This window comes from Janthinobacterium kumbetense (assembly GCF_023703445.1).
Lineage (GTDB): Bacteria > Pseudomonadota > Gammaproteobacteria > Burkholderiales > Burkholderiaceae_D > Janthinobacterium > Janthinobacterium kumbetense.
On record NZ_JAMQGR010000002.1, the window covers coordinates 475,402 to 500,625 of the forward strand.

Annotated in this window: 21 protein-coding genes; 4 read left to right on the forward strand and 17 right to left on the reverse strand. The window is 63.7% G+C overall.

All coding sequences use genetic code 11. The features are described 5' to 3' along the window. Position 1: 1 nt before the first annotated feature. From NCG91_RS09560 to NCG91_RS09580, 5 genes are all read right to left on the reverse strand, one after another. Positions 2-913 carry a glycerophosphodiester phosphodiesterase gene (locus NCG91_RS09560; RefSeq protein ID WP_099665845.1) on the reverse strand — a complete coding sequence of 304 codons (912 nt, stop codon included), beginning with the start codon at positions 911-913 and terminating at the stop codon, positions 2-4. After that, complete coding sequence (locus NCG91_RS09565; protein WP_251349485.1) at positions 888-2,492, reverse strand: hypothetical protein; 1,605 nt, start codon at positions 2,490-2,492, stop codon at positions 888-890. Before NCG91_RS09565 ends, NCG91_RS09560 begins: the two co-directional genes overlap by 26 nt. A 1-nt stretch (position 2,493) precedes the next feature. Further along, positions 2,494-3,321 carry a hypothetical protein gene (locus NCG91_RS09570; protein WP_251349486.1) on the reverse strand — a complete coding sequence of 276 codons (828 nt, stop codon included), beginning with the start codon at positions 3,319-3,321 and terminating at the stop codon, positions 2,494-2,496. A 75-nt stretch (positions 3,322-3,396) separates the two neighbouring features. Continuing rightward, complete coding sequence (locus tag NCG91_RS09575; RefSeq protein WP_251349487.1) at positions 3,397-4,431, reverse strand: hypothetical protein; 1,035 nt, start codon at positions 4,429-4,431, stop codon at positions 3,397-3,399. Beyond that, positions 4,428-5,192 (reverse strand): hypothetical protein, encoded by a 765-nt coding sequence (locus NCG91_RS09580; protein WP_099665848.1) that lies wholly within the window; start codon positions 5,190-5,192, stop codon positions 4,428-4,430. Before NCG91_RS09580 ends, NCG91_RS09575 begins: the two co-directional genes overlap by 4 nt. A 187-nt stretch (positions 5,193-5,379) precedes the next feature. Here NCG91_RS09580 and NCG91_RS09585 point away from each other — a divergent pair, with 187 nt between their 5' ends. The 4 genes from NCG91_RS09585 (at position 5,380) to NCG91_RS09600 (ending at position 9,738) form a co-directional block, all read left to right on the forward strand. Next, positions 5,380-6,756, forward strand: coding sequence for a caspase family protein (locus tag NCG91_RS09585; RefSeq protein WP_251349488.1), 1,377 nt, complete (start codon positions 5,380-5,382; stop codon positions 6,754-6,756). An 85-nt stretch (positions 6,757-6,841) separates the two neighbouring features. Continuing rightward, on the forward strand, positions 6,842-7,663 hold the full coding sequence (locus NCG91_RS09590) for a hypothetical protein (RefSeq protein WP_251349489.1): 822 nt from the start codon (positions 6,842-6,844) through the stop codon (positions 7,661-7,663). 31 nt (positions 7,664-7,694) lie between these two features. Continuing rightward, positions 7,695-8,426, forward strand: coding sequence for a hypothetical protein (locus tag NCG91_RS09595; protein ID WP_251349490.1), 732 nt, complete (start codon positions 7,695-7,697; stop codon positions 8,424-8,426). A gap of 46 nt (positions 8,427-8,472) precedes the next feature. Further along, on the forward strand, positions 8,473-9,738 hold the full coding sequence (locus NCG91_RS09600) for a DUF6445 family protein (RefSeq protein WP_251349491.1): 1,266 nt from the start codon (positions 8,473-8,475) through the stop codon (positions 9,736-9,738). Positions 9,739-9,821: 83 nt separating this feature from the next. Here the strand turns inward: NCG91_RS09600 and NCG91_RS09605 are convergent, their stop codons facing one another. The 12 genes from NCG91_RS09605 to araD1 all read right to left on the reverse strand — a co-directional run bounded on the left by NCG91_RS09605 (position 9,822) and on the right by araD1 (position 25,222). Further along, positions 9,822-10,763, reverse strand: coding sequence for a LysR family transcriptional regulator (locus NCG91_RS09605; RefSeq protein ID WP_035823672.1), 942 nt, complete (start codon positions 10,761-10,763; stop codon positions 9,822-9,824). Between the two features lie 93 nt (positions 10,764-10,856). Then, entirely contained in the window at positions 10,857-11,831 is a 975-nt protein-coding gene (locus tag NCG91_RS09610) for a glycoside hydrolase family 43 protein (protein ID WP_251349492.1), read from the reverse strand. A gap of 3 nt (positions 11,832-11,834) precedes the next feature. Then, positions 11,835-12,809 (reverse strand): galactofuranose ABC transporter, permease protein YjfF, encoded by a 975-nt coding sequence (gene yjfF / locus NCG91_RS09615; protein WP_251349493.1) that lies wholly within the window; start codon positions 12,807-12,809, stop codon positions 11,835-11,837. Beyond that, positions 12,806-13,837 (reverse strand): ABC transporter permease, encoded by a 1,032-nt coding sequence (locus NCG91_RS09620; protein ID WP_251349714.1) that lies wholly within the window; start codon positions 13,835-13,837, stop codon positions 12,806-12,808. The genes yjfF and NCG91_RS09620 overlap by 4 nt, the downstream gene beginning before the upstream one ends. 47 nt (positions 13,838-13,884) lie before the next feature. After that, positions 13,885-15,438, reverse strand: a complete 1,554-nt coding sequence (locus NCG91_RS09625; protein ID WP_251349494.1) for a sugar ABC transporter ATP-binding protein — start codon at positions 15,436-15,438, stop codon at positions 13,885-13,887. Between the two features lie 9 nt (positions 15,439-15,447). Further along, positions 15,448-16,410, reverse strand: a complete 963-nt coding sequence (locus tag NCG91_RS09630) for an ABC transporter substrate-binding protein (protein WP_034783686.1) — start codon at positions 16,408-16,410, stop codon at positions 15,448-15,450. Positions 16,411-16,572: 162 nt separating this feature from the next. Beyond that, complete coding sequence (locus tag NCG91_RS09635; protein WP_251349495.1) at positions 16,573-18,930, reverse strand: beta-L-arabinofuranosidase domain-containing protein; 2,358 nt, start codon at positions 18,928-18,930, stop codon at positions 16,573-16,575. 9 nt (positions 18,931-18,939) lie between these two features. After that, the gene (locus NCG91_RS09640; RefSeq protein ID WP_251349496.1) at positions 18,940-19,974 is read right to left on the reverse strand and encodes an arabinan endo-1,5-alpha-L-arabinosidase; all 1,035 of its coding nucleotides are present in this window, start codon (positions 19,972-19,974) and stop codon (positions 18,940-18,942) included. A 68-nt stretch (positions 19,975-20,042) separates the two neighbouring features. Next, the gene (locus NCG91_RS09645; RefSeq protein WP_251349497.1) at positions 20,043-21,593 is read right to left on the reverse strand and encodes an alpha-N-arabinofuranosidase; all 1,551 of its coding nucleotides are present in this window, start codon (positions 21,591-21,593) and stop codon (positions 20,043-20,045) included. 208 nt (positions 21,594-21,801) lie between these two features. Next, positions 21,802-22,569, reverse strand: coding sequence for an SDR family NAD(P)-dependent oxidoreductase (locus NCG91_RS09650; RefSeq protein WP_251349498.1), 768 nt, complete (start codon positions 22,567-22,569; stop codon positions 21,802-21,804). Between the two features lie 86 nt (positions 22,570-22,655). Beyond that, on the reverse strand, positions 22,656-24,233 hold the full coding sequence (locus NCG91_RS09655) for an aldehyde dehydrogenase (NADP(+)) (protein ID WP_435526478.1): 1,578 nt from the start codon (positions 24,231-24,233) through the stop codon (positions 22,656-22,658). Next, positions 24,230-25,222 carry an AraD1 family protein gene (gene araD1, locus NCG91_RS09660; RefSeq protein ID WP_251349499.1) on the reverse strand — a complete coding sequence of 331 codons (993 nt, stop codon included), beginning with the start codon at positions 25,220-25,222 and terminating at the stop codon, positions 24,230-24,232. Before araD1 ends, NCG91_RS09655 begins: the two co-directional genes overlap by 4 nt. Positions 25,223-25,224: the final 2 nt, after the last annotated feature.

Genomic DNA, 25,224 nt, shown 5'->3' on the forward strand with positions numbered 1-25,224 from the left:
CTTACTTCATCATCGCACAAAACGTCTCGGGATTGCCGTCAAGAATGACGCCGCTGGGCCAGCGGTGGCTGCGCTGCTGGGCGCGCAGCAGGGACGCGGCCAGGGCCGAGTCGCCATCGACGGCGTACACGAAGACGGGCATGTTCAGGCTGGCGGCATCAGCCAGCAGATTCGGATTGGCGTCCAGGCTGCGCGCATCCACATGCACGCCGGTGGGCATGCCGATCTGTTGCTGCACACGCTGCAGCCACGGCTTGTCCAGCTTGGGCGGGCGGGCATTTTTCGCGATATAGCGGCTGACCCGGTTGGCGCCGGCCGCCTGCGCATTGCGCGCGTCAAACACGAGCAGGCCCAGGTAACCCTGCGGATCGGCGCGGCGCGCGCACGCCAGGTTGTTCGGCACGCCCGACGTCAAAAACCAGTTGCCGTGCTTGATGTTCGCGCGCAACTGTCCCACCAGGGTGGCGATCGGCGCGCACGACGACACCACATCCTTGATTTCCGCATTCAGGGTCTTGGCCGGGAAAGCCGTCGCCAGGTCGGCGACATCGGTGACGAAGGGCGGCGTTTCCGGCGTGGCCACGCCGCGGTTCTTCATGCTGGCGGCGCGCCAGTCGTCGGCCGTCAATTGTTTCACGGTGCGGGGCGAGCCCGTGTCGACCACCCTTCCCGTCAGCAAGTCGTGGTGCACCACCCAGCTGCCGTCGCCCAGCAGCTGCAAATCCGTCTCGACGCCGTCCCAGGTGCCGAAATACGTGTTGCGCAGCGCGCTCAGCGAGTTTTCCGGCGCATTGCCGGCGCCGCGGTGCGCATGCATCTTCATGCCCAGGCAATCGGCTTGCGCGGCCGTGCTGCACATGGCGAACAGCAAGGCCAGCGCGGCCGCCTTATTTTTGTTGCGGGTGATAGCCATAGTGAATTCCCTGCAAAACATGGATGCGGATCGCTTCGTTGACGGGGTAGCTGTAGCCCTGCCCCACCGCCACGACGTGCGTGATATTGGCCAGGATGGCCTTGCCGGCGAGATTCCAGCGCGTGCTGTCGGGCTCGCCCTGGCGCGTCCAGTCCAGCATTTGCCGGAACAGCTCGCTACGCGTGACGTTGTTGTCCAGCACCGACAGCATGCCCCAGGTGCCCGCAAAGGCCGTCGCCAGCACGCCCGTGGCGATCCAGGCGGAGCGCCGGCTCAGCTGCCCATCGGCGCCCGCCTGCTCGCCACGGCGCATGGCCAGCAGCAATAGTACGACGGTCGCGATCAGATACAGCAATTTGGAAAAGTGGCCGATGGCGCCCAGCAGCGAGAAGAACAGGGCCACGGGCGGCACGATGGCGGCGCGCGCCGCTTCCTTGCCTTCGTGGAAGAACCTGCCGCCCGCTTCAAAATCCGTGCGGCTGGCACGGTATTCCACCAGTTTTTCCGCCGTCTGGCGATCCAGGAACTGGTCGAACAGGCGGCCGAACTCGGCCGGACTCGCATACGCGGCCTGCACCGTGGCGCTGGCCGGCAACTTCAACGCTTCGCGCAATTCCGCCTGCACGCCGGGGCGCGCGACAAAAGCGGCAAACGGCAAGCCCGGCGGGATGCGCTCGCCGCGCACGGAGACGCCCTTGCTGGCCGCCTCGGCCGCGTAACGGCGCTTGACGGCGGCGCGGAAGCCCAGCTCGTCGTCGGTACGCCAGTTGGCGGGCACGGGCACTTTCTTGCGCACATTGTTGACGACGGCAGCCTGGCGCCGCATCGGCACCGAATGCGGCTGCCAGCCGCGCCGCGACAGGCTGCTCACGTATTCCTGCCACGACGATTGCTGCTTGGCGCGCAAGCCGGCATCGTTGTCGGGGATGATGCCCGCATACAATTCCCACTTGCCGGCCAGCTCGCGCATGGCCTCTTGATATTTGTCATAGTAGCCGGACGGGCCGCCTGCCACCTGGCGCACGTTGGCGCGCACCAGCTGCTCCTTGGCCGGTCCCATGCGCTCGTCAAGATGCCGCACCGAGACGGCCAGGAAGGGGAACAGGGCCAGGAAGGATTTCCCCTCCGGCTTGGCAAACAGGGTGGGATCGTCAACCAGGCCCTGCAGCTGCAAGCTGCCGCCTACCAGCGAACGCTGCAGCAGGGTGGTGTTGAAGGCCATGCGGCGAAATTCCGCGTCACGCGTATTGACCAGCACATTCACCGTGGTTTTCAGCACGCCGAAGACGACGCCGGCCGTCACCACGCAGCAGACGAGGATCTTGGTCCAGCCCGGCCCGCTGCCATTGTTCTTCAGCCGGCGGCGCCACATCAGTTGCAGCACCACCAGCGCGGCGGCGATGCCCGACAGGCTGCGGCCATAGAATTCCACCCCTTCCACGTCTTCCGGCTTGACGTTGCCTCCCACCACGTCGAGCAGGCGGGCATTGAAGCCCAGCTCGAAGCACAGATACGCGATGGTGAGGACGATCAGGATCAAGGTCTGCCGGATTTGCAGACTGCGCAAGCTGGCGGCCATCCTATTTCCTCAAATCGATGACGACGGGCTTGATTTCTTCCGTCTGGAAACTCATGGCGGCCGGTACGCGCGAAGCGCTGTCGCCGGCACGCGCGGCCGGAGTTGCCGCTGCCGGGGCGCCAGGCACGGTGCGGGCTGGCGCGGGCGCTTCCTGCGCCACCTGGCGGCGGCTCCGGCTGGTGGCGCGCGTGGCGGGCTTGGTGGCGGCTGCCGGTGCGGCGGCCGGTGCGGCGGGAATCACGCGCCCGCTGTCGCTGCCCGGCACGGTGGCAATGACGGGGCCGGCGGCGCGCAGAGCGTCGTCGGCAAACGGCTGCGCACGCGTATCGACGCCGGGCGGCACGGGCACGCTGGCGTTGAGCAGCCGGCTGTCCGTGTAAATCATGCGCGCCAGGCGATTGTAATTGGGGAAGTCGATATTGAGCGAACGGCCATCGGCCGCCAGTTCCACGCGGGGGCGGTCGTTACAATTGCCGACCGTCCACTGCAGCACGTCCGTGCCCTGGAACGCCAGCACTTCATAGCGGTAGGCGCAGCCGCGCTCCTGGGTTTCAACGATCACCACGGTGCGCTCGCCCACGTTTTCCACGCGCGCCACGCGGGCCGTGATGGCCTTGTCCAGCGGCACGACGCGGAAAGCCTGCGACAGCTTGATCGAATACTTGCCCTTCGGATCCTTGCGCAAAGTGCCTTCCGTGCCATCGCGCAAGCGGAAGGTGGAAATCGGCGTGCCGAACAGCTCGGCCGTATCGAGGCCCATCAACACGCCGCCACGGCCATTCGGCGTCATGGCGCAGCCCGTCAACAGGACGCCGGCGGCCAGGCCCATGGCCAGTTTGCGCCAGTGCGCAGATGCAAAATTCTTATACGTTGCCATACTTGATAACTTTCTCTTATTTCGGGGTCAGGGATTGATCACGGCCAGCGGATTGCCCGGGCCTGGCGGCGGCAAGACTTTCTGGCGGTTGCGCGACAGCACAGTGAAGGCGCCCAGGGTGTCCGGTCCGGCGACGATTTCCAGCTGCTCGCGCTGCAGCCAGGTGCGGATTTCCGCCTCCGTGGCCTCGGCGCGGAACAGCACGCGCGTGCGCACGCCCGTCTCGACGCCGCTGCCCTGAGGAGCACCATTGCGGAATTCCGCATTGCCGACGACGGCGCCCTCTTTCGGCAGGAACAGCCACGCCGACTGCACCACCATCACGCTGGCGGCCACGGCCGTGACAAGTTTGAGCCAGCGGCTGGAATTTGCCGCCGGCATTGGTACCTTCACCGGTGGCGCAGTAGCATCGGCCGAAGCGATCTGCAACTGCTGCAAGCCCTGGCGCAGCAATTGCCGGTAGGCCACGCGGCCATCCTTGCCCAGCTCGCTCGACAAGGGCGTGCCCGTCAAGGCGTAATCGTCGCCCGGCAAGGCCACGCGGGCGATCACGCCCGGTGCGGCTGCAGCCCCATTGGCGCGGCCATGCAGCTCCAGCCAGCGCGCCGCCTGCAGGCGCTCCTGGCTGAACACACCCAGGCAGGCGCCCAGGTCCGTCACGGCCAAGGTCACCGGCATGTCGCACAGCACCAGGCCCGCGCGCGGGTCGGCGGGCGCGTCGCGCTCCTCGACCACGAGGCCGCAGGCGTCCGCATACGACGTGTCCGGCGTGACGAGCCAGCCGCGCCAGCGCTGCTGCGCGCCGTCCCAGGCATCGAGCAGCACGGCGCCGAAGCCGGGGCGGCGCGCCAGCAGGTGGATCTGTCCGCCCGCGATGGGCCGCCCGGCCAGCGGCGCCGCGTCGCTGCGGCGCGCGAAGCGCTGCATCACGTGTTCCGGCACGGCGATGCCGCGCCAGTCGGGGGTAGCGCCCGCCACCTCGTCGTCCAGCACGTCGATGGAAGACGGGGGCGACGGCAAGCGCGCGGCAACGATGGCCAGGGTGGGCGTCAATGCATTCATGCCGGTGGCCTTTCATCCGGGTTCGAGGGAGGGGACGCGGGGTCCAGGTGCAGGGATAACGCGGCCACGCACAAGATATCCAAAACTATTTGCGCCGCCTGCATGTCGCGCGCGGCCAGGGTATCGCCCACGCGCAACTTGAGCAGGCTCAAGACCCAGCTGCCCAGCAAGGTGGCGCGGTGGGCCGGCTCGACCACCTGGCGCCCCGCGCTGGCAGGCTCGCCCTTCTGCCTGTGGACCAGGCCCAGCTTGCCGCCGTGATAGTGCGCGGAGGCAATCTGCTCGGCCAGTTCCTTGACGGGCATGCCGCCGCAGCCGCAATGGCGCAGCAGCAAGATCAAGTCGCGGGGCAAGGTCGTAATGAAACTGTCGGCCGCCTCGCGCACTTGCTGCGGCGTGAGCTGGTAGTCGCGCAGCGGCTCCGCATAGGCGTCGGGCGCGCGCAGCTCGCAGCCCTCTTGCGCATCCGCATCATCGTCGTCACGCTGCTTGCGCAGCTGGTCGATGATGAAGCGCTTGAAGTACAAAAACAGGGCACCGACGTGGTGGGGCGCGGCGTCGCTGTCGCTGTGCAAGACTTTTTCGATGAAGAACTGGTGGCGCAGATCGGCCAGGGAATCGCCCAGCGACGCCGCCTCGCGCGGGCGGCACGGGGTCAGCGCGGCGATGACGCGCTGGTAAAACTCGCCCAGTTCGCCTTGTGTCAGCTGCGGGCGGCGGGTCCAGAAAGCATGAATCCGTTCAAATTGTTCCGATTGCACAGCCGGTCCGATCGTGTGTTGGGCGCCACGCGCCACTGGCCGGCGGCGACGCGCACCGGCAAACAAGCAATACGCTGGCCAGACAAGAGAAACTTGTCAGTAAGGTAAAATGCATTTAAGCAATTTTCTCATATCACCGTCAAAATCGCTAACTTTTGTTACTTTCACGACAATTCCCGAGACGCCGATGCATCGCCTGATTTCCCTGTTTTTCAGCCTCATCTTTTTACTCTGCGGTAACGGCGTGCAAGCGGCCACGGGGAATGCCGCCAGCGGTCCCGGCAAGCGCATCGCGCTGGTGATCGGCAACGCGGCCTATCCGCAGCCCCTGTTAAATCCCGTGAATGACGCGCGCGCCATGGCCGAACGCCTGCGCCGCCTGGGCTTTGAAGTGCTGCTGCGCACGGACATCAATGCGGCGCAGCTGCAAAAGGCGTCGGCCGAGTTTTCCACGCAGGCGCGCGGCGCCGATATCGCCCTCGTGTTTTACGCGGGCCACGGCGCGCAGGCGGGCGAAGCCAATTATGTATTGCCGCTGGGCGCCAACATGAATGCGCTGAGCGCTACCACGATCGCCGCGCAGGGCGTGTCCGTTTCCAGCCTGGCGGGCGACTTGCAGCGCACGGGCGCGCGCGGCGCCGTGCTGATCCTCGACGCTTGCCGCCAGGAATATACACGCGGCGGCGCGGTGGTGGTTCCCGGCGGCAACGCGGCCAGCCACGGCTTTGCCGATACGGCCGCGCCACGGGGCGTGGTGATCGCCTATTCGGCCGGGCCCGGCGCCCTGGCCCGCGATTTCTGGTCGCCCGATTCGCGCAACAGCCCCTACACGAGCGCCCTGCTCGACGCGCTGGACGCTCCGGGCTTGCCCATGGGCGACGTGTTTTCGCAAGTGGCGGCACGCGTCGCGGCCATGACGCACGACGTGCAAAAGCCCCGCGTGTCGTTCGGCGAAACGTCGGCGCGCCTGGTGCTGAACATGGGCAGCGGCAAGGGCGTCAGCCCGCCCCCCGCCGGCGTGCTGGCCTCGGGCAACAGCGGCATGCGCGCGCCAGCGCCAGCCATGGAAAAGCCGGCCGCACCGGGCGTCAAGGTGTGGCCCGGCAACGTGCTGCAAGACATCAACTATGAAATCCGCATGCAGATCGCGGCCCGCCCGTTTCCCCGCCAGCAACTGGAAAAGCGCGCGCGGGGCGGCGACCTGGTGGCGCTGACGGCCCTCGGCTATGGCATCGGCGGCGGCGACGCGGGCATCAAACAGCCGAAGATCGGCATGCAGTGGCTGGAAAAGGCGGCCGCCAAGGATTTTCCGATTGCCCAGACCTATCTGGCCGAATTGCTGATGGTCAAGGGCGACCCCGCCTCGCTGAAGCGGGCGGGCGCGCTGCTGGACGCCGCCTCGCAGGCGGGCTACACGGCCGCCCATGCGTATAAATTCGACCTGGCGCGGCGCACGGGCGCGCCGCCGCAGGATGCGGCCCGGCATTTGCAGGACGCATTCATGGGCTTGATGAAGGATTACCAGGGCGCCGCCAAAGACCTGATGCAGCCGCCCAAAAAATAATTTCAAATAATTTTGGATTTCCCGGAACTGCCCCCGTTATCCGTGGGTACATGCAATACAGCATGACAGTGACCAGGGAAATCCCATGCAAGCATCCAGCCCAGCAGCAATCACCACCGGCCAACGGGGCCGCATCCTCGCCTACCAAGCCAGCGGACAAGGTTCCGTCAGCGTGGCCGGCATTCAACATGCCTTCGACGTCGCTACCCACTGGCGCTCCGACGTGGCGCCCGCCATCAATGCCGTCGTCGACGTGCGTTTCAACGAGTCAGGCGGCCTCGACACGGTCAGCGCCGTGGCGACGCAGCAACTGGCGCAGGAAGAGATGGCCGGCGCGGCCAAGCTGGCGCGCGACAAGGGCCAGCAGCTGTGGGGCCAGGCCGTGTCCGCCCTGGGCATCAAGGTACTGGCCAGCCTGGGCGTCTTGATCGCCGGCGCCTTTGTCTTCAACACCGTCGGCATCCGTTTGTTCGCCTCCGTGTCGCGCACTTACTGGCAGTTGCTGGGCCTGTCCGCGGACAGCCTGGAAAGCTTTGCCCGCGATGGCGGCGGCGGTTTTACTTCGGCGCAATGCTTCTTCCTGCTGGCCATTGCCGCCTGCTGCGCCACCATGGCCAGCAATCACCCGAAAGCGGCGCTGGGCAAGTGCGCGCCGCTGCTGTTCATCGTCATCCACAGCAGTTTGCTGTTCATCAAGATCAAGGGCGCCGTCAGCGACGCGGGCAACGCCATGGGCGGCATCATGGGCTCCCGCGCGGCCCGCATGGCCGAGCAGATGGCCAGCGAAATGCTGGGCCAGGTGTGGCAAGGGCTCTCGTTCGGCATCGGCTTTTATCTGGTGCTGGCGTCTTCCATCGTCCTGGCCGCCTACGGCCTTGGCGAATACAAGCGCAAAACCGTCGGCTAAGTCACCCCACACACTCACTAAAGGAAATATCATGCAACGTACCCTCCCCGCCCTGCTCGCCATCGCCGTGATCCTGTCCGCCTGCGGCAAGACGGATAACGCCACACCAGCCACTTCTGCCCCTGTCGCCGCGAATGTCGCCGACCTGGCCGCCAAGGCGCAAGTGAAGGCGGCCGCCGCCAGCCTGCCGCAAGCGGACGCTGCCACGCCGACGTCCAGCTATGTCGACATCACCAGCGGCAACCAGTTGATGTACAGCTACATCGCCCTGTCCGGCGTGCCGCCCGACTACGCGGCCGTGGCGCAGCGCATCTCGCGCGAATATGCGGGCAGCAACGATGCCTTCCGCAAGCAGGAAGTGCTCGACGCCCTGAAACCGCAGATCGACGCCAAGGTCAATGAGGCGAAAACCCGGCGCTACCTGCGCTACCAGATCAATGGCCAGGGCGCGCTGTCGCCGTACGCCATGGACAAGGCCGCCTTCCCGGCCAAGTTCGCCGAAGCGGGCACGTATTACTACATGTACGACAATGGCGACTACAAGCTGGCGTTCACGAATGGCGACGGCTATTCGCTGCTGAAGGTGGACCAGGAGGCGGCGCGCAAGATCGAGGCGGCGCGCAGCGGCTACAAGGACTTCGCCATCGTCGTGTACGCCTACGCCCAGGAAGCGGACATGGCCAGCAACCAGGTCAAGGCACAGATCGTCAAGGTGGCGATCAAGCTGAACGGGGAAGAAATTCCTGTCAGCCAGGCGCAGTAGAAGCGGCTCGGTTACACTGTTCGCCACATTGCATCGGGATAGCGACATGGGCGAACAGACACTGGCGGAACAACATCTGGCAAACGGGCAACGGCTGCAGCAGGCGGGCAAGCTGATCGAAGCGATCAATGCCTACCAGGCTGCGTACAAGCAAGACCCGGCCCTGGCCGAAGCGCAGCATTTCCAGGGCCTGGCCATGCTGGAACTGGGCCAGGGCGCCATCGGCCTGGGCCTGTTAAAACTGTCGCTCAAGCAACAGCCGGACAATGCCCTGTTCCACTACAACCTGGGCAACGTGCTGCGCGGCACGGACAGCGAAGCGGCGCTGGCCAGCTACGCCACGGCGGCGCGGCTGGCGCCGCACGAGCACGATTTCGCCATCAGCCATGCGGAATTGCTGATGGGAAAACAGCGTCTGCTGGAAACCATCGCCGAACTGGAGCGGGCCCACGCCCTGCGTCCGCAGCGGTGGCAAACCCTGCAGGGACTGGCCGAGCTGTATTACCGCACGGGACAGCAAGAACTGGCGCTGGAACGCTACGCGCAAGGCCTGGCGCTGCATCCGGCGCTGGCGCAAACGTGCTGCATCGGCTTTGCCAATCCGCAAGCGGAACAGGCAGAGACATTGACGCCGCTCAATGTCGCGGACACCCTGCACGATTTTATCCGCGAAACGGATTTGCACATCCTCGACGATTTCCTGCCCGACCCGGCCGCCTGGCGCGCGCAGGCGCTGGCGTTGCCGTTCGAGCAGCAGCGCTATGCGGGACAAAACTATCCGGGCAGCCAGACGGCGGGCCAGCCCAGTCAAGCCATCATGGAGCGCATCGCCACGGCACTGGGTCGCCCCATCCGTTTCATTTCGCCCGACAATGGCTCGTACCGCCTCAGCTATGCGGACGCCATGGCGCGCACGGATATCCACGTGGACAATGAGACGGGCAACAATTTCAATTTCTATGCGGGCGTGCTGTATCTGAACCCGCCCGAGCAGTGCCAGGGCGGCACCACGTTCTGGCGCCACCAGCCCAGCGGCTGGTACCGGAGACTGCCCGAAGCGGACGTGAAAGCGGGCGGTTATGCCAGCTTCAAGGACTTCCAGAAGCGCTGGCTGCCCAACAGTAAAGTGCAGAAATTCAACGACTTACAGGAACAACGCGACAGTTGGCAAGCCCTGCTGGAAGTACCCATGCGCCACAACCGCCTGATCGTCTACAAGGGCCATTACTTTCACTCGATCAGCAATGTGTTTGGCGACACGCCGGAGAATGGCCGGCTGGTGCAGCTGTTTTTCTTTGAAGTGCCGGAATGAACACGCCGGGCTAGTGCCGGATTACGCAGCATAAATCAGGGGTCAGACCCGACGGGTCTGACCCCAGCTCTTCAGCCGTCGGGTCAATACATGTCCGCAGCCGTGGCGCGTACTGCCTTCAACAGCATGTCCGCGCCCGGCGACAACAGATGATCCTGCTGGCGGATGATGCCGAACGCATCCATCTTGCACGGCAGTTCGATGGGCAAAATGCTCAGCACGTTCAACGATTCGTAGTAATGGGCCACTTCCGTCGGCATCACGTGCAGCGAATCCGTTTGCTGCAACAGAGACGTGATCAACAGCAAGGCCGTCGTGTCGACCACGTCCACGGGCGGTTCCAGGCTGGCGCGGCGGAACATCATGTCGAAGCGGTGGCGCAGGATGCTGCCTTGCGGCGGCAAGATCCACGGCTGGCCCGCCAAGTCCTTCAATTGCAAATTCTTGCGCGATAGCAGCGGATGGCCATTGCGCGCCACGGCGCTCGCCGGCTCTTCCGTCAATTCCTCGTAGATCAGGCCGGCGCTGCTTTCCTTTTCCAGGATGCGCCCGATCATGAAGTCCAGGGTGCCGTGCTGCAGCATGTCCATCAGGGTATTGCTGTGCTCCAGGTGCACGCCGATGCGCATCAGCGGCGCCTGCTGCTTGATGCGGGCAATCGCCCGCGGCAGCAAGGCCATGGCGGGCGTCATGATGACGCCCACTTCCACCTGGCCCGTGAGGCCCGACTTCAGGGCGACGATGTCGTCATGCGCCAGCGACAGGCTCGTCAAGGCCATGCGCGCGTGGCGTATCATCGTTTCGCCGTAGATGGTCGGCTCCATGCCGCGCGGCAACCTGTCGAACAGGCGCACGTCCAGCATCTCTTCCAGGTCCTTGATTTGCTTGGACGCGGCCGGCTGCGTCATGTGCAATTCTTCCGCCGCGCGGTGGATGTTGCGCTGCTCGTCAAGGGCGATCAACAGCAGCAATTGCCGCGTCTTCAGGCGGGCTCGCAAGAACCAGTTGGGGTTGAGGGTATCCATGAATAAATCATATCATGATCGATATCGATTTTAACTCAATATCGATGTTATAGATATCGGTGTGTCTCCTTTTTGTGTATCGTCAAGCAGCGTTCAGGATGCCTTGCAAGCGGCGCTGGGGTTGGCCGCCGGACCGGCCGTTTGATGGATGAATTCGATGGTGCCGTCCGGCTTGTATTTCAGTTCTTCCACGGCCACGGAGCGGCGGTACTCTCCGCCGCCGGGCAATTTGTCGTTGTGATAGAAGATATAGGACTTGCCGTTGAATTCGATGATGGCCTGGTGGATGGTTTTTACGATGGCATTCTTGTCCATGATGGTGCCGCGGAAATGCCATGGCCCCGTGGGCGTCGGCCCCGTCGAATACGCCGTTTCCTCGGGGAAGTTGCGCGAGTACGACAGGTAATACGTGCCCGCATGCTTGTGCATATACGCCGCTTCCGTGAACGCATCCATGCCGAAGGTCAGGATCGGGCCGTCCAGCTCCGTCATATTCGCTTTCAGCTTGGCGTACTTCAAGACCGTGTTGCCCCAGTAGATGTAGGCTTGGCCATCCGTGTCGATGAAGACGGCCGGATCGATGTCGTCCCACGGGATCGCCGTCTGCTTCGTCATGTCGTTCGTGATCAGGGCGCTGCCGCGCGCATCGACGAACGGTCCGGTAGGGCTGTCGGACACGGCCACGCCGATGGCCTTGCCTGGGATGCTCTTGTGGTCGACGGTCGAGTAAAAATAGTACTTGCCGTCGCGCTTGACGATGTCGCCGGCCCACGCATCCTTGCCGGCCCAGGCAAAAGTGGAAAAGCGCACCGGCGAGCCGTGATCCGTCCAGTTCGCCATGTCGCACGAGGAATACACGCGCCATTCATGCATCCGGTAATCCGTGTCCGTGGCGCTCGCTTCATCGTGGCCGACGTACAGGTACACCCTGCCATTGTCGACCAGCGCGGCCGGGTCGCCCGTATAGATATCCTTCACGATGGGGTTGGCCGCCTGCGCGCCGAATGGGGCGCAGGCGAGCGCCGCCGCCATGCCGATGGCTGCGGCAAGTTTTTTCTGTTTCAACATTGATTAACTCCCATTGGTATTTTTCTGGCCCATGGCCATCAGTCTTTGCACGACGCAAAAGACAAACAGCAAGCCGCCGATGACGATCTTGGTCCACCACGAGCTGAGCGTGCCGTCGAAGGCGATCAAGGTCTGGATGGTGCCCAGCACCAGCACGCCCGACAGCGCGCCCGCCACGTAGCCGTAGCCGCCGCTGAGCAGGGTGCCGCCGATGACGACGGCGGCAATCGCGTCCAGTTCCGTGCCTTGCGCATGCAAGCCATAGCCGGACAACATGTAGAACGAAAACAGCACGCCGCCCAGCGCGGCGCAAAAGCCGCTGAAGGCGTAAATGAAGACCTTGGTGCGGCCGACAGGCAGCCCCATCATCAACGCCGACTGTTCATTGCCGCCGATCGCATACACGGCGCGGCCGAATGGCGTCGCGTGCGCCAGCCAGATGGCCAGCAGCAAGGTCGCCACGGCGATCACGACGCCGGGCGACACGAAGCCACCCAGGAATCCCAGCTGGGTCTGCGACATGGCCACGAACAGCGGATCGGCTATGGTGATGGAATTGATGCTGATCAAATAGCACAGGCCCCGCGCCAAAAACATGCCGGCCAGGGTGACGATGAACGGCTGCAATTTGAAGTAATGGATCAGCGCGCCCATGCTGGCGCCGAATACGGTGCCCAGCGCCAGCACGGTGACGATCACCAGCAGCGGCGGCCAGTGCGCCACGTTGAGCAGCCAGGCGGCGATCATGGTCGACAGGGCCAGCACGGAACCGACGGACAGATCGATGCCGCCGGAAACGATGACGAAGGTCATGCCGACGGCGATCACCAGCAAAAAGGCGTTATCGATCAACAGGTTAAAGATCACTTGCGTCGACAGCAGGCCCGGATAGGCGGCGCCGCCCAGGCCCAGCATCACCACCAGCAGCAGGACCGTGACGAGCGAGGTGAAATACGGGGTGTGCAGCAAGCCCTTCATGCTTTTCTCCGATGCAGCAATTGCTTGAATTCCGACGATTGCGACAGGCAGACGAGGAAGACGACGACGGACTTGACGACCATGTTCACTTCGGGCGGCACGCCCAGCGAATAGATGGTGTAGGTCAAAGTCTGGATGATGAGCGCGCCGATCATGCTGCCGACCAAGCTGAACTTGCCGCCAGCCAGCGAGGTGCCGCCCAGGGTGACGGCCAGGATGGCGTCCAGTTCCAGCATCAGGCCCGCATTGTTCGCGTCGGCGCTCTTGATGTTCGAGCTGATCATCAGCCCCGACAAGCCCGCGCAGGCGGCGCAAAAGACGTAGACGAAGAAGATCAAGGTCGCCGTCCTGATGCCGGCCAGGCGCGCGGCGACAGGATTGATGCCGACGGCCTGGATGAACAGGCCCAGGGCGGTCTTGCGCATCAGCACGGCCGTGATGAGGAACACGGCAGCCACGAGGAACAGCGAGAACGGCAAGCCGAACAAATAACCGCTGCCGATGAAGAAAAACGGTTGGTAGTAGACGGTGACGATCTGTCCATCCGTCAACAATTGCGCCAGGCCGCGCCCCGCCACCATCAGGATCAGGGTGGCGACGATGGGCTGCAAGCCCAGGCCCGCCACCAGCACGCCATTCCAGGCGCCGCACAGCAAAGCCGCGCCCAAGGCGGCCGCCAGGGCCCAGCCCATGGGAATGTTGCTCACGTAGGTCGGCACGCCGTTGTCCATCACCATGGTGCCGCCGATCAACATGGCAGCCACGGTGCCGGACAGGGCCACGACGGCGCCCACGGAAATATCGATGCCGCGCGTGGCGATGACGAGGGTCATGCCCAAGGCCGCCAGCATCAGGGGAGCGGCGCGGTTGACGATGTCAATCACGCTGCCGTACAAATGGCCGTCACGGATTTCCAAGTGGAAAAAGCCGGGGATGGCGAAGAAATCGACCAGCAGCAGCAAGCACAGCGCGGCCAGGGGCCGGCTCAGGGGGTGATGTAAAACGGTATGCAAGGCGGACGTACCCATAGTGGAAGCCGGACGCGCCAGCGGCGCGCTCGATGGCGTGGATAAACTCATGTGGCGTCTCCGGCAATCACTTGCAGCACGGAACTGTCGTCGAGCTCGCCGCGCGCATAGTCGCCGCAAGCCTTGCGGTCGCGCATGACGAGAATACGGTCGCTGCAGCGCAGCACTTCCGGCAGCTCCGACGAGATGAACAGGATGGCCATGCCCTTGCGGCACAGCTTGCTTACATAGCTCATGATTTCCTGCTTGGCGCGCACGTCGATGCCGCGCGTCGGCTCGTCTAAAATCAGCATGGCCGGCGACGTCACCAGCCAGCGCGCCAGCAAGGCTTTCTGCTGATTGCCGCCCGACAGGCTGCCGATGGGCGTTTCGATGCTGGCCGTCTTGATGCCCAGCGCTTTCACATATTCGTCGGCCAGCGCCTGCTGGCGTTTGAACGGAATGGCGCGCAGCAAGCCCGTGCGGGCCTGCAAGGCCAATATGATGTTTTCGCGCACGGACAGCGACAGGATCGCGCCCTCGTGCTTGCGGTCTTCCGAGCAAAAACCGATATCGCGGGCAATCGCGTCGCGCGGCACGTGGAACTGGCGCGGCTTGCCTTGCATGGTGATGGCGCCCGAGTCGGCCTTGTCGGCGCCAAACAGCAGGCGCGCCAGTTCCGTGCGGCCGGAACCGAGCAAGCCGGCCAGGCCCAGCAACTCACCCTGGCGGATGTGGAAATCCATGGGCAGCAAGGCGCCCTTGCGGCCCAGTCCCGTCGCTTCCAGCACGGTAGGACCGAAACTGGCGGCGCCCGCTTCTTGCGCCAGATCAAGCTCCTGCGCCTGCGTGTCGGCCGCCACGCCGATCATCTTGTTCACCAGCGCCAGGCGCGACAGTTCGCTGCACGCGTATTCCCCTTCGCGCTCGCCGTTGCGCATGACGGTGATGCGGTCGGAAATGGCGTAGGTCTGGTCCAGGAAGTGGGTGACGAAAAGTATCGCCATGCCCTGCTCGCGCAGGCGGCGCAGCACGGAAAACAGCAGATTGACTTCCGCCTCGTCCAGGCTGGACGTGGGTTCGTCGAGGATCAGCACGCGGGCCGAAATGTTCAGCGCGCGCGAAATGGCCACCATTTGCTGGATGGCCAGCGGAAAACTGGACAGTTGCGCCGTGACATCGATATCAATCTGCAATTGCTGCAGCAAGGCACGCGCCTGTTGCTGCATGGAACGCCAGTCGATGGGGCCAAAGCGGCCGCCGAAACGGCGCGGATAGCGGCCGATAAAAATGTTTTCCGCCACCGACAGGTTCGGGCACAGATTGACTTCCTGGTACACCGTGCTGATGCCCAGCAACTGCGCATCCGACGTGGAGGCGGGGGCGATGGGCTTGCCATCGAGCAAAATCTGGCCGCTGTCGGGCGTGTAGACGCCCGTCAGCACCTTGATCAGGGTCGACTTCCCGGCGCCGTTTTGCCCCATCAGGGTGTGCACTTCACCCGGATACAGGCGCAGGGCAACATCGCTGAGGGCTTTGACGCCGGGAAAGGACTTGCTGATGCCGCGCAACTCCAGCAAGGGAGCTGGCGCGGCAGTGTGATGCGCTTGCGTCTTCATCATGCGGCAAGCTTAGTATTTACGGTTCGGGAATTCCTTGGCGGCCACCTCGGCAGGGAACACGCCTTCCACCGTCGTGATGCGCGCCGGCACGGGCTTGCCGGCCACCACATCGCGGGCGATGGACATCAGTTGCGGACCCAGCAGCGGGCTGCACTCGACGGTGACATTCAGCTTGCCGGCGATCATGGCCTCGAACGCGCCTTTGACGCCATCGATCGAGATGATGATGATGTCCTTACCCGGTTTCATGCCCGCTTCTTCGATGGCCTGGATGGCGCCGATGGCCATGTCGTCATTGTGCGCGTACAGCACGTTGATCTTCTTGCCTTCGGCCTTGAGGAAGGCTTCCATCACTTCCTTGCCCTTGGCGCGCGTAAAGTCGCCCGTTTGCGAACGGATGATCTTCATCTTCGGATTCTTGCCCACCACTTCCAGGAAGCCCGCCTTGCGGTCGATGGCCGGGGCGGAGCCCACCGTGCCCTGCAGCTCGACGATGTTCAGGGTGGCATCCGGGGTTTTCTTGGCATGCTCGAGCAGCCATTGGCCGGCACGGCGGCCCTCTTCCACGAAGTCGGAACCGATGAAGGTCACGTACAGCGATTTGTCGGCCACGTTGACGGCGCGGTCCGTCAGGATGACGGGAATCTTGGCAGCCTTGGCTTCGCGCAAGACGGTATCCCAGCCGGACTCGACGACCGGCGAGAAGGCGATGACGTCGACCTTTTGCGCGATGAACGAGCGCAGCGCCTTGACCTGGTTTTCCTGCTTTTGCTGGGCATCGGCAAATTTCAGGGTGACGCCATCTTTCTTGGCGGCATCCTTGATGGAGACGGTATTGGCGGTGCGCCATTCGCTTTCGGCGCCCACCTGCGAAAAGCCCATGACGAGGGGCTTGGCGGCGAAAGCGGAAGAAGTAGCGGACAGTGCGAGCAGCATGGCGCTGGCGAGGAGTGTGCGGCGTGTCAATTTCATTCTTGTCTCCAGTTTTTTTTGGAATACCATCACAGCCGGATGCCGGATGGGCGGTTTTTTATGAACCCATGGTAGGAGAAAGCAACATAGCCATCCAATCAATTCTTTTTCGCTTGCGATACCGATTTGCGTATCGGTATCGCCAGCAGAGTCCCTCTTCCCTCAGCGCAACAGGCGCAGCCCGTACAGGCCGCCCGCCACGGAATCCTTGCCGGCGACAAATTTCACGCTGAGTTTGCCGTTGCCAGCCGCCACCAGGGCCTGGGGAATGGCGATATCGAGCGTGTGCAGCTCTTGCGGCGCATCGGCCGCCACGGCGACCGTTTGCAGTTTCGTACCGTTGAGCAAGACGTCAAAGACGCGGCCCGCATCGAGGGTCGACAGGGTCAGGCGCAGGGTTTTCGCTTCGGCTTGCGGGTCGCTCAGTACATAGCTGAACCAGCCGGTCGCATGGCGCCAGTGCCGGCCCTTGTTGACGCCGTTTTCTCCCCCTTCCGCTTGGAAGAAATGGTCGGATTCCGGCTGCTGTTGTCCCGGCGCCACCTGGTCGATGGTGAGCGCGTCGAGCGCCAGGCGCTCGGATTCCGCCTGGCGCGTGCTTTCCTGCAGCTGCGCCAGCCTGGCCGGCGTGGATACGGGCCAGTACAGCATGTAGCGAGAGTCATGCAGGCGGAAGAAGGGAATCAGCCGCAAGGTGGCCGCATCCTTGCCCTGGATCAAGCCGGGTGCCGTAAACGTCAGCGGCTGGCCCTTCACGGGTTTGATTTTGCGCATGAAATCCTGCTCGTCGCTGACGAACAGCGGTGACGATTCCAGCGGACACACTTGCCCTTGGGCGATATGGCCCATGCGCGTATCGTCGGCAAAATAGTTCAGTTGTTCATGGGCGAACGGCTGCGTCTTGGCGGCCAGCACGATGGGGCCATGCAGCACGGCATAGTAATTCGACTGGTCCGGCATCTGTTCCAGGCGCGTCGTCATCGGCAGCACGACATCGACGCTGTCGCCCGACTTCCACGCGCGCGTGATCGTCACGTACTCGCCCGGCACGCTATTCACGCGCAGCGCCTTGCCGTTGAGTTTGACGCGCAGCTTGCCCTTGGCTACCCACTGCGGGTAGCGGATCTTCAGGCTGAACGTTTTACTTCCTTGCACCGTGATGCGCGTCGTGTCCCGGTCGGGGAACTGGGTCGATTGGACGATCCTGACGCCCTGCTCTTTCCAGTCCAGGGTGGACGCCATGAACAGGTTTACGTACAGCGCGTCGCCCTCATGCGCGTAGATGAACTCGCCATACTTGGCCTGGCTTTCGATGCCGGAACCCACGCAGCACCACATGCCCTTGTCCACTTGCGAATATACGCGGTAGTGGTTCGGGCGCATGGGCGTAAAGTAGACAAAGCCGCCCGTGCCGGGGCGCTGCGACGACAAAATGTGGTTGTACAGGGCGCGCTCGTAGTAATCCGCGTAGCGCACCTGTTCGTCGCGCTGGAACAGCTGTTCCGTGAGCTTGAGCATATTGTAGGTATTGCACGTTTCCGGCCCTTCGACCTCTTCCACCATCGAGGAAAAGTCGTGCTCGTCGTGGAAATGTTCCTTGACGCTGTTGCCGCCGATGGCCACCGTGCGCTTGTCGTGCACGGTTTGCCAAAAGAATTGCGCCGCCTGCTGCCAGTCGCGCCGGCCCGTCAGCGCGCCGATGCGCTCGAAGCCGATCACCTTCGGGATTTGCGTATTCGCATGCAAGCCCGTCAGCTTGTCCTGTTGCGCCACCAACGGTTGCAATATGGCCTGGTGCGAAAAGCGCACGGCCAGGTCCAGGTAGCGCTGCTCGCCCGTCATGGCGTAGACGTCGGCCAGCACTTCATTCATGCCGCCGTGCTCGGCACGCAGCATCGATTGCATCTGTGCATCCGTGAGCGAGGCCGAGAGTTTCACGGCCCAGTCCGACAAGGCGATCAGCATGGTTTTTGCTTCAAGATTGCCGGCGTGCTGGTAGGCGTCGCGCAAGCCGGCGAACACCTTGTGCAGGTTGTACCACGGCACCCATTTACCGTTGACGGAGAAGGTGTCGGCCTGCAATTTTCCCTTGGCGATGGCTTGCCAGGCGGCATTGCCGTCGGGAATGCCGCCCAGATAGCCGTTGCCATTGGCATCCTGGCATTTCTTCAATTCCACCAGCATGTAGTCGAGGCGTTCGCGCGCCTGCGCGTCGCCCGTCGATGCCACCATCAGCGCCAGCGCGGACAGGTAATGCCCGCCCATGTGGCCGTCCAGTCCAGTCGATTCCCAGTTGCCATAGCTGGGCTGCGGCTGCGGCAAGCCCGCCTCGCGGCGAAACGGCGCCAGCAATTTGTCCGGATCGAAGGCCAGCAGATAGTGCAAGTCCGTCGTCTGTGCATCGAGAAACGGTCCCGCTCCCAGGCGCACGGACGAGAGAGGAAACAATTCCGCTGCCTGCAGAGCAGGCGTGGTCAGGCCGCCGACGGCCAGCGCCAGCGTCAACAAGGTCTTTTGCATGGGGCGCCCTCAGGGTTTGGCGGCCGGCAGTTGGCGGCTTTGATAGCGGTTCAAGTCACGCGCATCGACCTGCGGCCAGCCATCCTTGTCCCACGTCATGGGCAGGATCTTGAGCTTCTGCAAATAATTGTCCGCCGTTTCGTAGGCGTGCAGCACCAGGTAATCCTTGCCATCGAAGGTGTAGGCGCTGTTGTGGCCCAGACCCTTCCAGTCCTTGTCGCCTTGCAGCAGCACCGTGCCGCCGCCCTGCGCCATGTCGCGGCCATCCCTGTCCAGGTACGGCCCCGTCACGCTGTTGGCGCGTCCCACGGCCAGGTGATAGGTACTTTTTTCCTTCTGGCAGCACAGGCCCCAGGAAACAAAGAGAAAATAATCGCTGCCGCGCTGGAAGATGAACGGCGCTTCGATTTCCTCGGGTGCAGGCTTGAATTCGCCGGCCCGTGGCGGCAGCGGTGCGCGGCGCGCCAGGGAGTGCCACTCTTGCGGTTCCGCAATACGGGTCCAGTCGGGCGTCAATTTCACCAGCTTGATGCCGTTCCAGAATGAGCCGAACGACATCCACGGCGTGCCGTGCTTGTCCGTGATGATGTTCGAATCGATGGCGTTCCACTCGTCGCGCTCGGGCACGGATTGCAGCAGCATGCCCTGGTCCACCCAGCGGTAATCGGGCGAACGGGGATTCAAGGTGGTATTGACGGTCACGCCGATGCCCGACGTATTCTTGCCAAAGCCGGACACCGAGTAGTACAGGTAATATTTTCCATCATGAAATTGCACGTCGGGCGCCCAGATATGGTCGTCAAACGATGGTGCGGCCGTCCTGGCCCAGGTCGGCTGGCCGGCAAACACGCGCCCTTCCGGCTGCCAATCCACCATGTTCTTCGAGCTGTAGAACGTGATGCCGGGGCCCGTGCTGTACAAATAATACGTGTCGCCTTCCTTGGCCATCACGGGGTCGTGCACGCTGACCTGGGCCGCGTGCGCGGCAGCCATGATCGCCAGGGTGCTCAGGATGGCGGCCGCGCCGCGCGTCAACATGTGCATCGTCTTCTCCAAAATGGTCAGCCGGCCCATCATGCGGGCCGGCTTGATGAATGACAAGGGGTGGCAGGCTAGTCGACCGCCACCACGACGACGGCCTTGGCGGGCACCGACACGGTCAGCTTGCCGCCTTGCGCCTTGGCATTAAACGCCACGGGCTGCACGGCTTGCGGTTGCGCAAAGCTGTTGACGGCATCCATCTTGCCTGCGGTCAGCACGCGGCCAGTCACGGCGGTCACTTTTTGCCCCGCCAGCGCCACGCTCACGTCGACGGCCTTGTGCGGATTCGTGTTGACCAAGGACAAGTACACCTTGCCATCCTTGGCGCGCGCGGCCGAGGCGCTCACTTCCGGAATACTGACCTTGCCCAGGCTGTACTTGCCATTGCCGCTGATGGCGACCGGCAAGGCCGTGGCGTCCTGGAACGGCACGTACATTTCAAACGCGTGATACGTGGGCGTGAGGAAATATTTATCCTTGTCCGTGATGATCATCGCTTGCAGCACATTGACCATTTGCGCGATATTCGTCATGCGCACCCGGTCCGCATGGGCGTGGAAAATGTTGAAATTCAAGGCGGCGACGAGGGCATCACGCAAGCTGTTTTGCTGGAACAGGAAACCCGTGTTGGTGCCCGGCTCCACGTCGTACCAGGTGCCCCATTCATCGACGTACAAGCCCGTCTTTTTCGAGGGATCGTTCTTGTCGATGGCGGCAAGATTGTTCTTGATCAAGCTATCGATGCGCAGGGTGCGGCTCAAGGTGGAAATCCATTCGTTTTCGCCAAAGCCCGTGGCCGCGCCCTTCTTTTCCCACACGCCGGTCGGCACCGTGTAGTAGTGGAAACTGATGGCGTCCATCATGTTCGGCTTGATTTCGCGGCTCAGGGTGCTGGACCAGCTGATGTCGTCGTCATTGCCGCCGCTGGCGATGAATTTCGGGCGCGCGCTTTCCGGCGTCTTCATGAAGGTGTGATAGTGCTTGTACAGGTCGGCGTAGTACTGCGGGCGCATATTGCCGCCGCAACCCCAGGCTTCGTTGCCGATGCCAAAGTAATCGACTTTATACGGCTGGGCGCGGCCATTCTTGCGGCGCAGCTCGGCCAGGGTGGACTTGCTGTCCGACGTCATGTATTCCAGCCATTCGGACATTTCCTGCGGCGTACCGGAACCGAGGTTGCCGTTGATATAGGTCTGCGCGCCCAGCAACTCGGCCAGGTCAAAGAATTCATGCGTGCCGACGGCGTTCGACTCTTCCACGCCGCCCCAGTTGGTATTGACCTTGGTCGGCCGCTTCTCGCGCGCGCCGATGCCATCCTTCCAGTGGTATTCATCGGCAAAGCAGCCGCCCGGCCAGCGCACCAGGGGCACGTGCAACTGCTTCAGCGCGCCCAGCACGTCGTTGCGCCAGCCTTTGGTATTCGGAATGGACGATTCCGGCCCCACCCACATGCCTTCGTAGATGCCCGTGCCCAAGTGTTCGGCGAACTGGCCGTAGATGTTTTTATTGATCACGGAACCAGGCTTGGCCGCATCGATGGTGACGCTGACGGGCGCGGCAAAAGCGCCGCCGACGGCCATGGCCAGGCTGAAGGCCACGATGCTGGTGTTGATACATTTCATGCTGTCTCCTGTTTTTAAGTGAAAAGCAAGGGCCGGGATCAACCCGGCAATGGATGTGGCGATGCCTCTCCTGCTACGGAGTGGGAGGCATACACGAATGGGGTAAGGCGGGAAGGCCCGCGGCCGACAAAACGCCCAGGGCTAGGCGCAGGGTCGCAGACAGTACGCTAGTACGGCAAGACCCTGCAACAACGCCCTGGACGTTTTGTCAGACCCAGCCGGCGTCGACGATGAACTCTTGACTCGAGCACATCGCGCCGTCATCGGAGGCAAGGAACAGCACCATGGCGGCGATGTCCTGTGGCATCAGCTTGCTTGGCAAGCATTGGCTTTTCTTGATTTCCACTTCCGCTGCCTCGTCGACCCACAGGTCGATCTGGCGCTGCGTCATGACCCAGCCGGGCGTGACCGTGTTGACGCGGATATTGTGCGCGCCGTAATCGCGCGCCAGGCCCCGCGTGAGGCCCACGACGGCCGCCTTGGTGGTGGCATACACGGGGTAGCCGCCCGACTTCATGTGCCAGGAAATCGAGCTGACGTTGATGATGGAACCGCCACCCTTGCGCTTCATGCCCTCGAAAACGGCCTGGCACGTGAAGAACATGGGACGTTGATTAATCGCAATACGCTCGTTCCAGTATTCCAGGGTGACATCCTGCGCCTGGTGGCGCTGGTCGTTGGCCGCATTGTTGACGAGGATATCGAAGTCGCCCAGTTGATCGGCCAGTTCGGCCATGACGGCTTGCAGAGAGGCAATATCCGTGATGTCGCAATGGCGGAACACGGGCGCCGTCCAGCCCGCTTCGGCCAGGCGGCGGCACAGGGCCTCGCTCGCATCCACGGCGATATCGACAAACGCCACCACGGCGCCCTGGGCGGCAAACTCCGCCACCAGGGATTCGCCGATGCCGCTGCCGCCACCCGTGATGAACACGCGCTTGCCCTGCAAGCTGCCATATTTCGCCAATTGCTTCATCTTGTCTCCACCTGTTTATTTTTTATGTACAACGTGCAACGCAAGCTGGCGCGGCAAGGGCATCGGCCCCGCCGCGCAGCAGCTTTTTACTCCTTGCCGAGAACGCCATCCTTGCGGCGCCAGATCCCCAGCGGATTATCATCGCGCAGCGACTCCGGCAGCAAGTCCTGCAGCAGGTTCTGGTACGACACAGGGCGCAGGAAGCGGTTGATGGCCGCCGTGCCGACGGAGGTGCTGCGGCCGTCCGACGTGGCCGGGAACGGGCCGCCGTGCACCATGGCCGTCGACACTTCCACGCCGGTGGGGAAACCGTTGGCCAGGATGCGGCCCACGCGGCGTTCCAGCACGGGCAGCAAGCGGCGCGCGTCTGTCAGGTCGCCCGCATCCATCTGCAGGGTGGCCGTCAGCTGGCCTTCCAGGCTTTCCGTGATGGCGATCAATTGCTCGATGTCGCGGCATGCCACCAGCAGCGAAGCGGGGCCGAAGACTTCGTCGCGCAAGTCGTGCTTGGCCAGGAAAGCTTCGCCCGACGTGACGAACAGGGCGGCGGCGCCCTTGCCCTCTTCTCCCGTATTTTGCACCAGCGGCGTCACGTCCGCGTGCTGCGCCAAGGCGGCGACGCCCTTGGCATAGCTGCTGGCGATGCCGGCCGTCAACATGGTGGCGGCCGGCGCGGGCGCCAGCGCTTCGGCGGCAGCGGCGGCAAAGGCCGTAAAGTCGGCGCCTTCCAGGCCCAGCACGAGGCCGGGATTGGTGCAGAACTGGCCCACGCCCATCGTCAGCGAGGCCGCAAAACCGCCGGCGATCGCCGCGCCACGGGCGGCCAAGGCTTGCGGCAGCACAAACACGGGGTTGATGCTGCTCATCTCCGCGTAGACAGGAATCGGTTGCGGACGCTCGGCCGCCACCTTCATCAGGGCGATGCCGCCCGAACGCGAGCCCGTGAAACCGACGGCCTGGATGGCCGGATGGGCGACCAACGCCTGGCCGATACCATTGCCCGTGCCCGTCAGCAAGGCGAACACGCCGGCCGGCAGCTTGCAGATGGCAATCGCCTTGACGATGGCGCGCGCCACCAGTTCCGACGTGCCCGGATGGGCCGAATGGGCTTTCAGGACGACGGGGCAGCCGGCCGCCAGGGCCGAGGCCGTGTCGCCGCCGGCCACGGAAAAGGCCAGCGGGAAGTTACTGGCCGCAAACACGGCGACGGGGCCCAGGCCGATCATGCGCAAGCGCAAATCTGGACGGGGCGGCACGCGCTCCGGCAGCGGGCTGTCGATGCGCGCATCCGTCCACGATCCTTCGCGCAGCAAGCCGGCGAACAGTTTCAACTGGCCCACCGTGCGGCCGCGTTCGCCTTCCAGGCGCGCGCGCGGCAAGCCGCTTTCCGTCATGGCGCGCACGATCAGGTCGTCGCCCAATTCGCCGATTTGCGCGGCGATGGTGTCTAAGAAGTCGGCGCGCTCCGCATCCGTGGTGGCGCGGAACGGATCGAAGGCGGCTTGCGCCAGACGGCATGCTTCGTCGATTTGCGCTACGTCAACCATGTGGAAGGCGGGCGCGATGTGCGCGCGCGCGGCCGGGTCCCACGCTTCGAAGGAGCCGCCATTGCCCTTGACGGCGACGCCGCCGATCCATGCATCACCGGTGATATTCAAACTCATAATGTGCTCACTTTCGCAAATTCGGTTGGGAAGACATCGAGGCGGTTGCGCAAGGCAGGGCCAAAGGCCGGCGCTTCGATTTCAAAGGTTTCGCCCGGCGCCACGCTCATGCCATCGGCGAAGCTCAGGGTGGCCGTGCCAAAGAAATGCACGTGCACGTCGCCAGGGCGCTTGAACAGCGGATACTTGAAGTGATGGTGTTCCAGGTTGGCAATCGTGTGCGACATATTCTCTTCGCCGCTGACGAAGGCCTTTTCCCAGCGCACATTGCCCGCCGCGTCCAGCACGCGCGAAGTACCGGCGATGTGCGCGGGCAATTCGCCCACCAGCAAGGCCGGACCCACGCTGCAGGCGCGCAGCTTCGAGTGGGCCAGGTACAGATAGTTCTGGCGCTCCGTCACGTGGTCCGAGAATTCATTGCCGATGGCGTAGCCGACGCGGTAAGGCTGGCCGTCGTCGCCGATCACGTACAGGCCGGCGATTTCCGGCTCTTCGCCGCCATCGAGGGCAAAGTCCGGCATGCGCAGCGGCTGGCCGCCCGCGCGCACGATGGAGCCGTCGCCCTTGTAAAACCATTCCGGCTGCGCGCCGGCCGTGCCAGCGGCTGGCTTGCCGCCTTCCACGCCCAGGCGGAACATTTTCATGGAGTCGCTCAGCGACTCGGCGTCGCCGCCGATCTTCTTGTGCATGGCGTCGCGCGCGCCGGCGCTGCCCAGGTGGGTCAGGCCCGTGCCCGTCACGTAGCAGTGCGCTTCATCCGCGTGGTCGAGCGGCGGCAGCACGCGTCCGGCAGCGGCCACGTCCGCATAGGAATGCGTGGCGTTGCCGACGGTGGCATTCACCAGGTCCGCCAGATTGATACGCTTGCGGATGGCGTCTTGCGCCAGCGCATACGTCGTGTTGTAGCCATCGATGACGCGGATCACGTCGTCTTGCAGCAGGCCGACGAGGCGGCCGCCATGTTCATTCGTAAATTGCAGCAACAGCATGG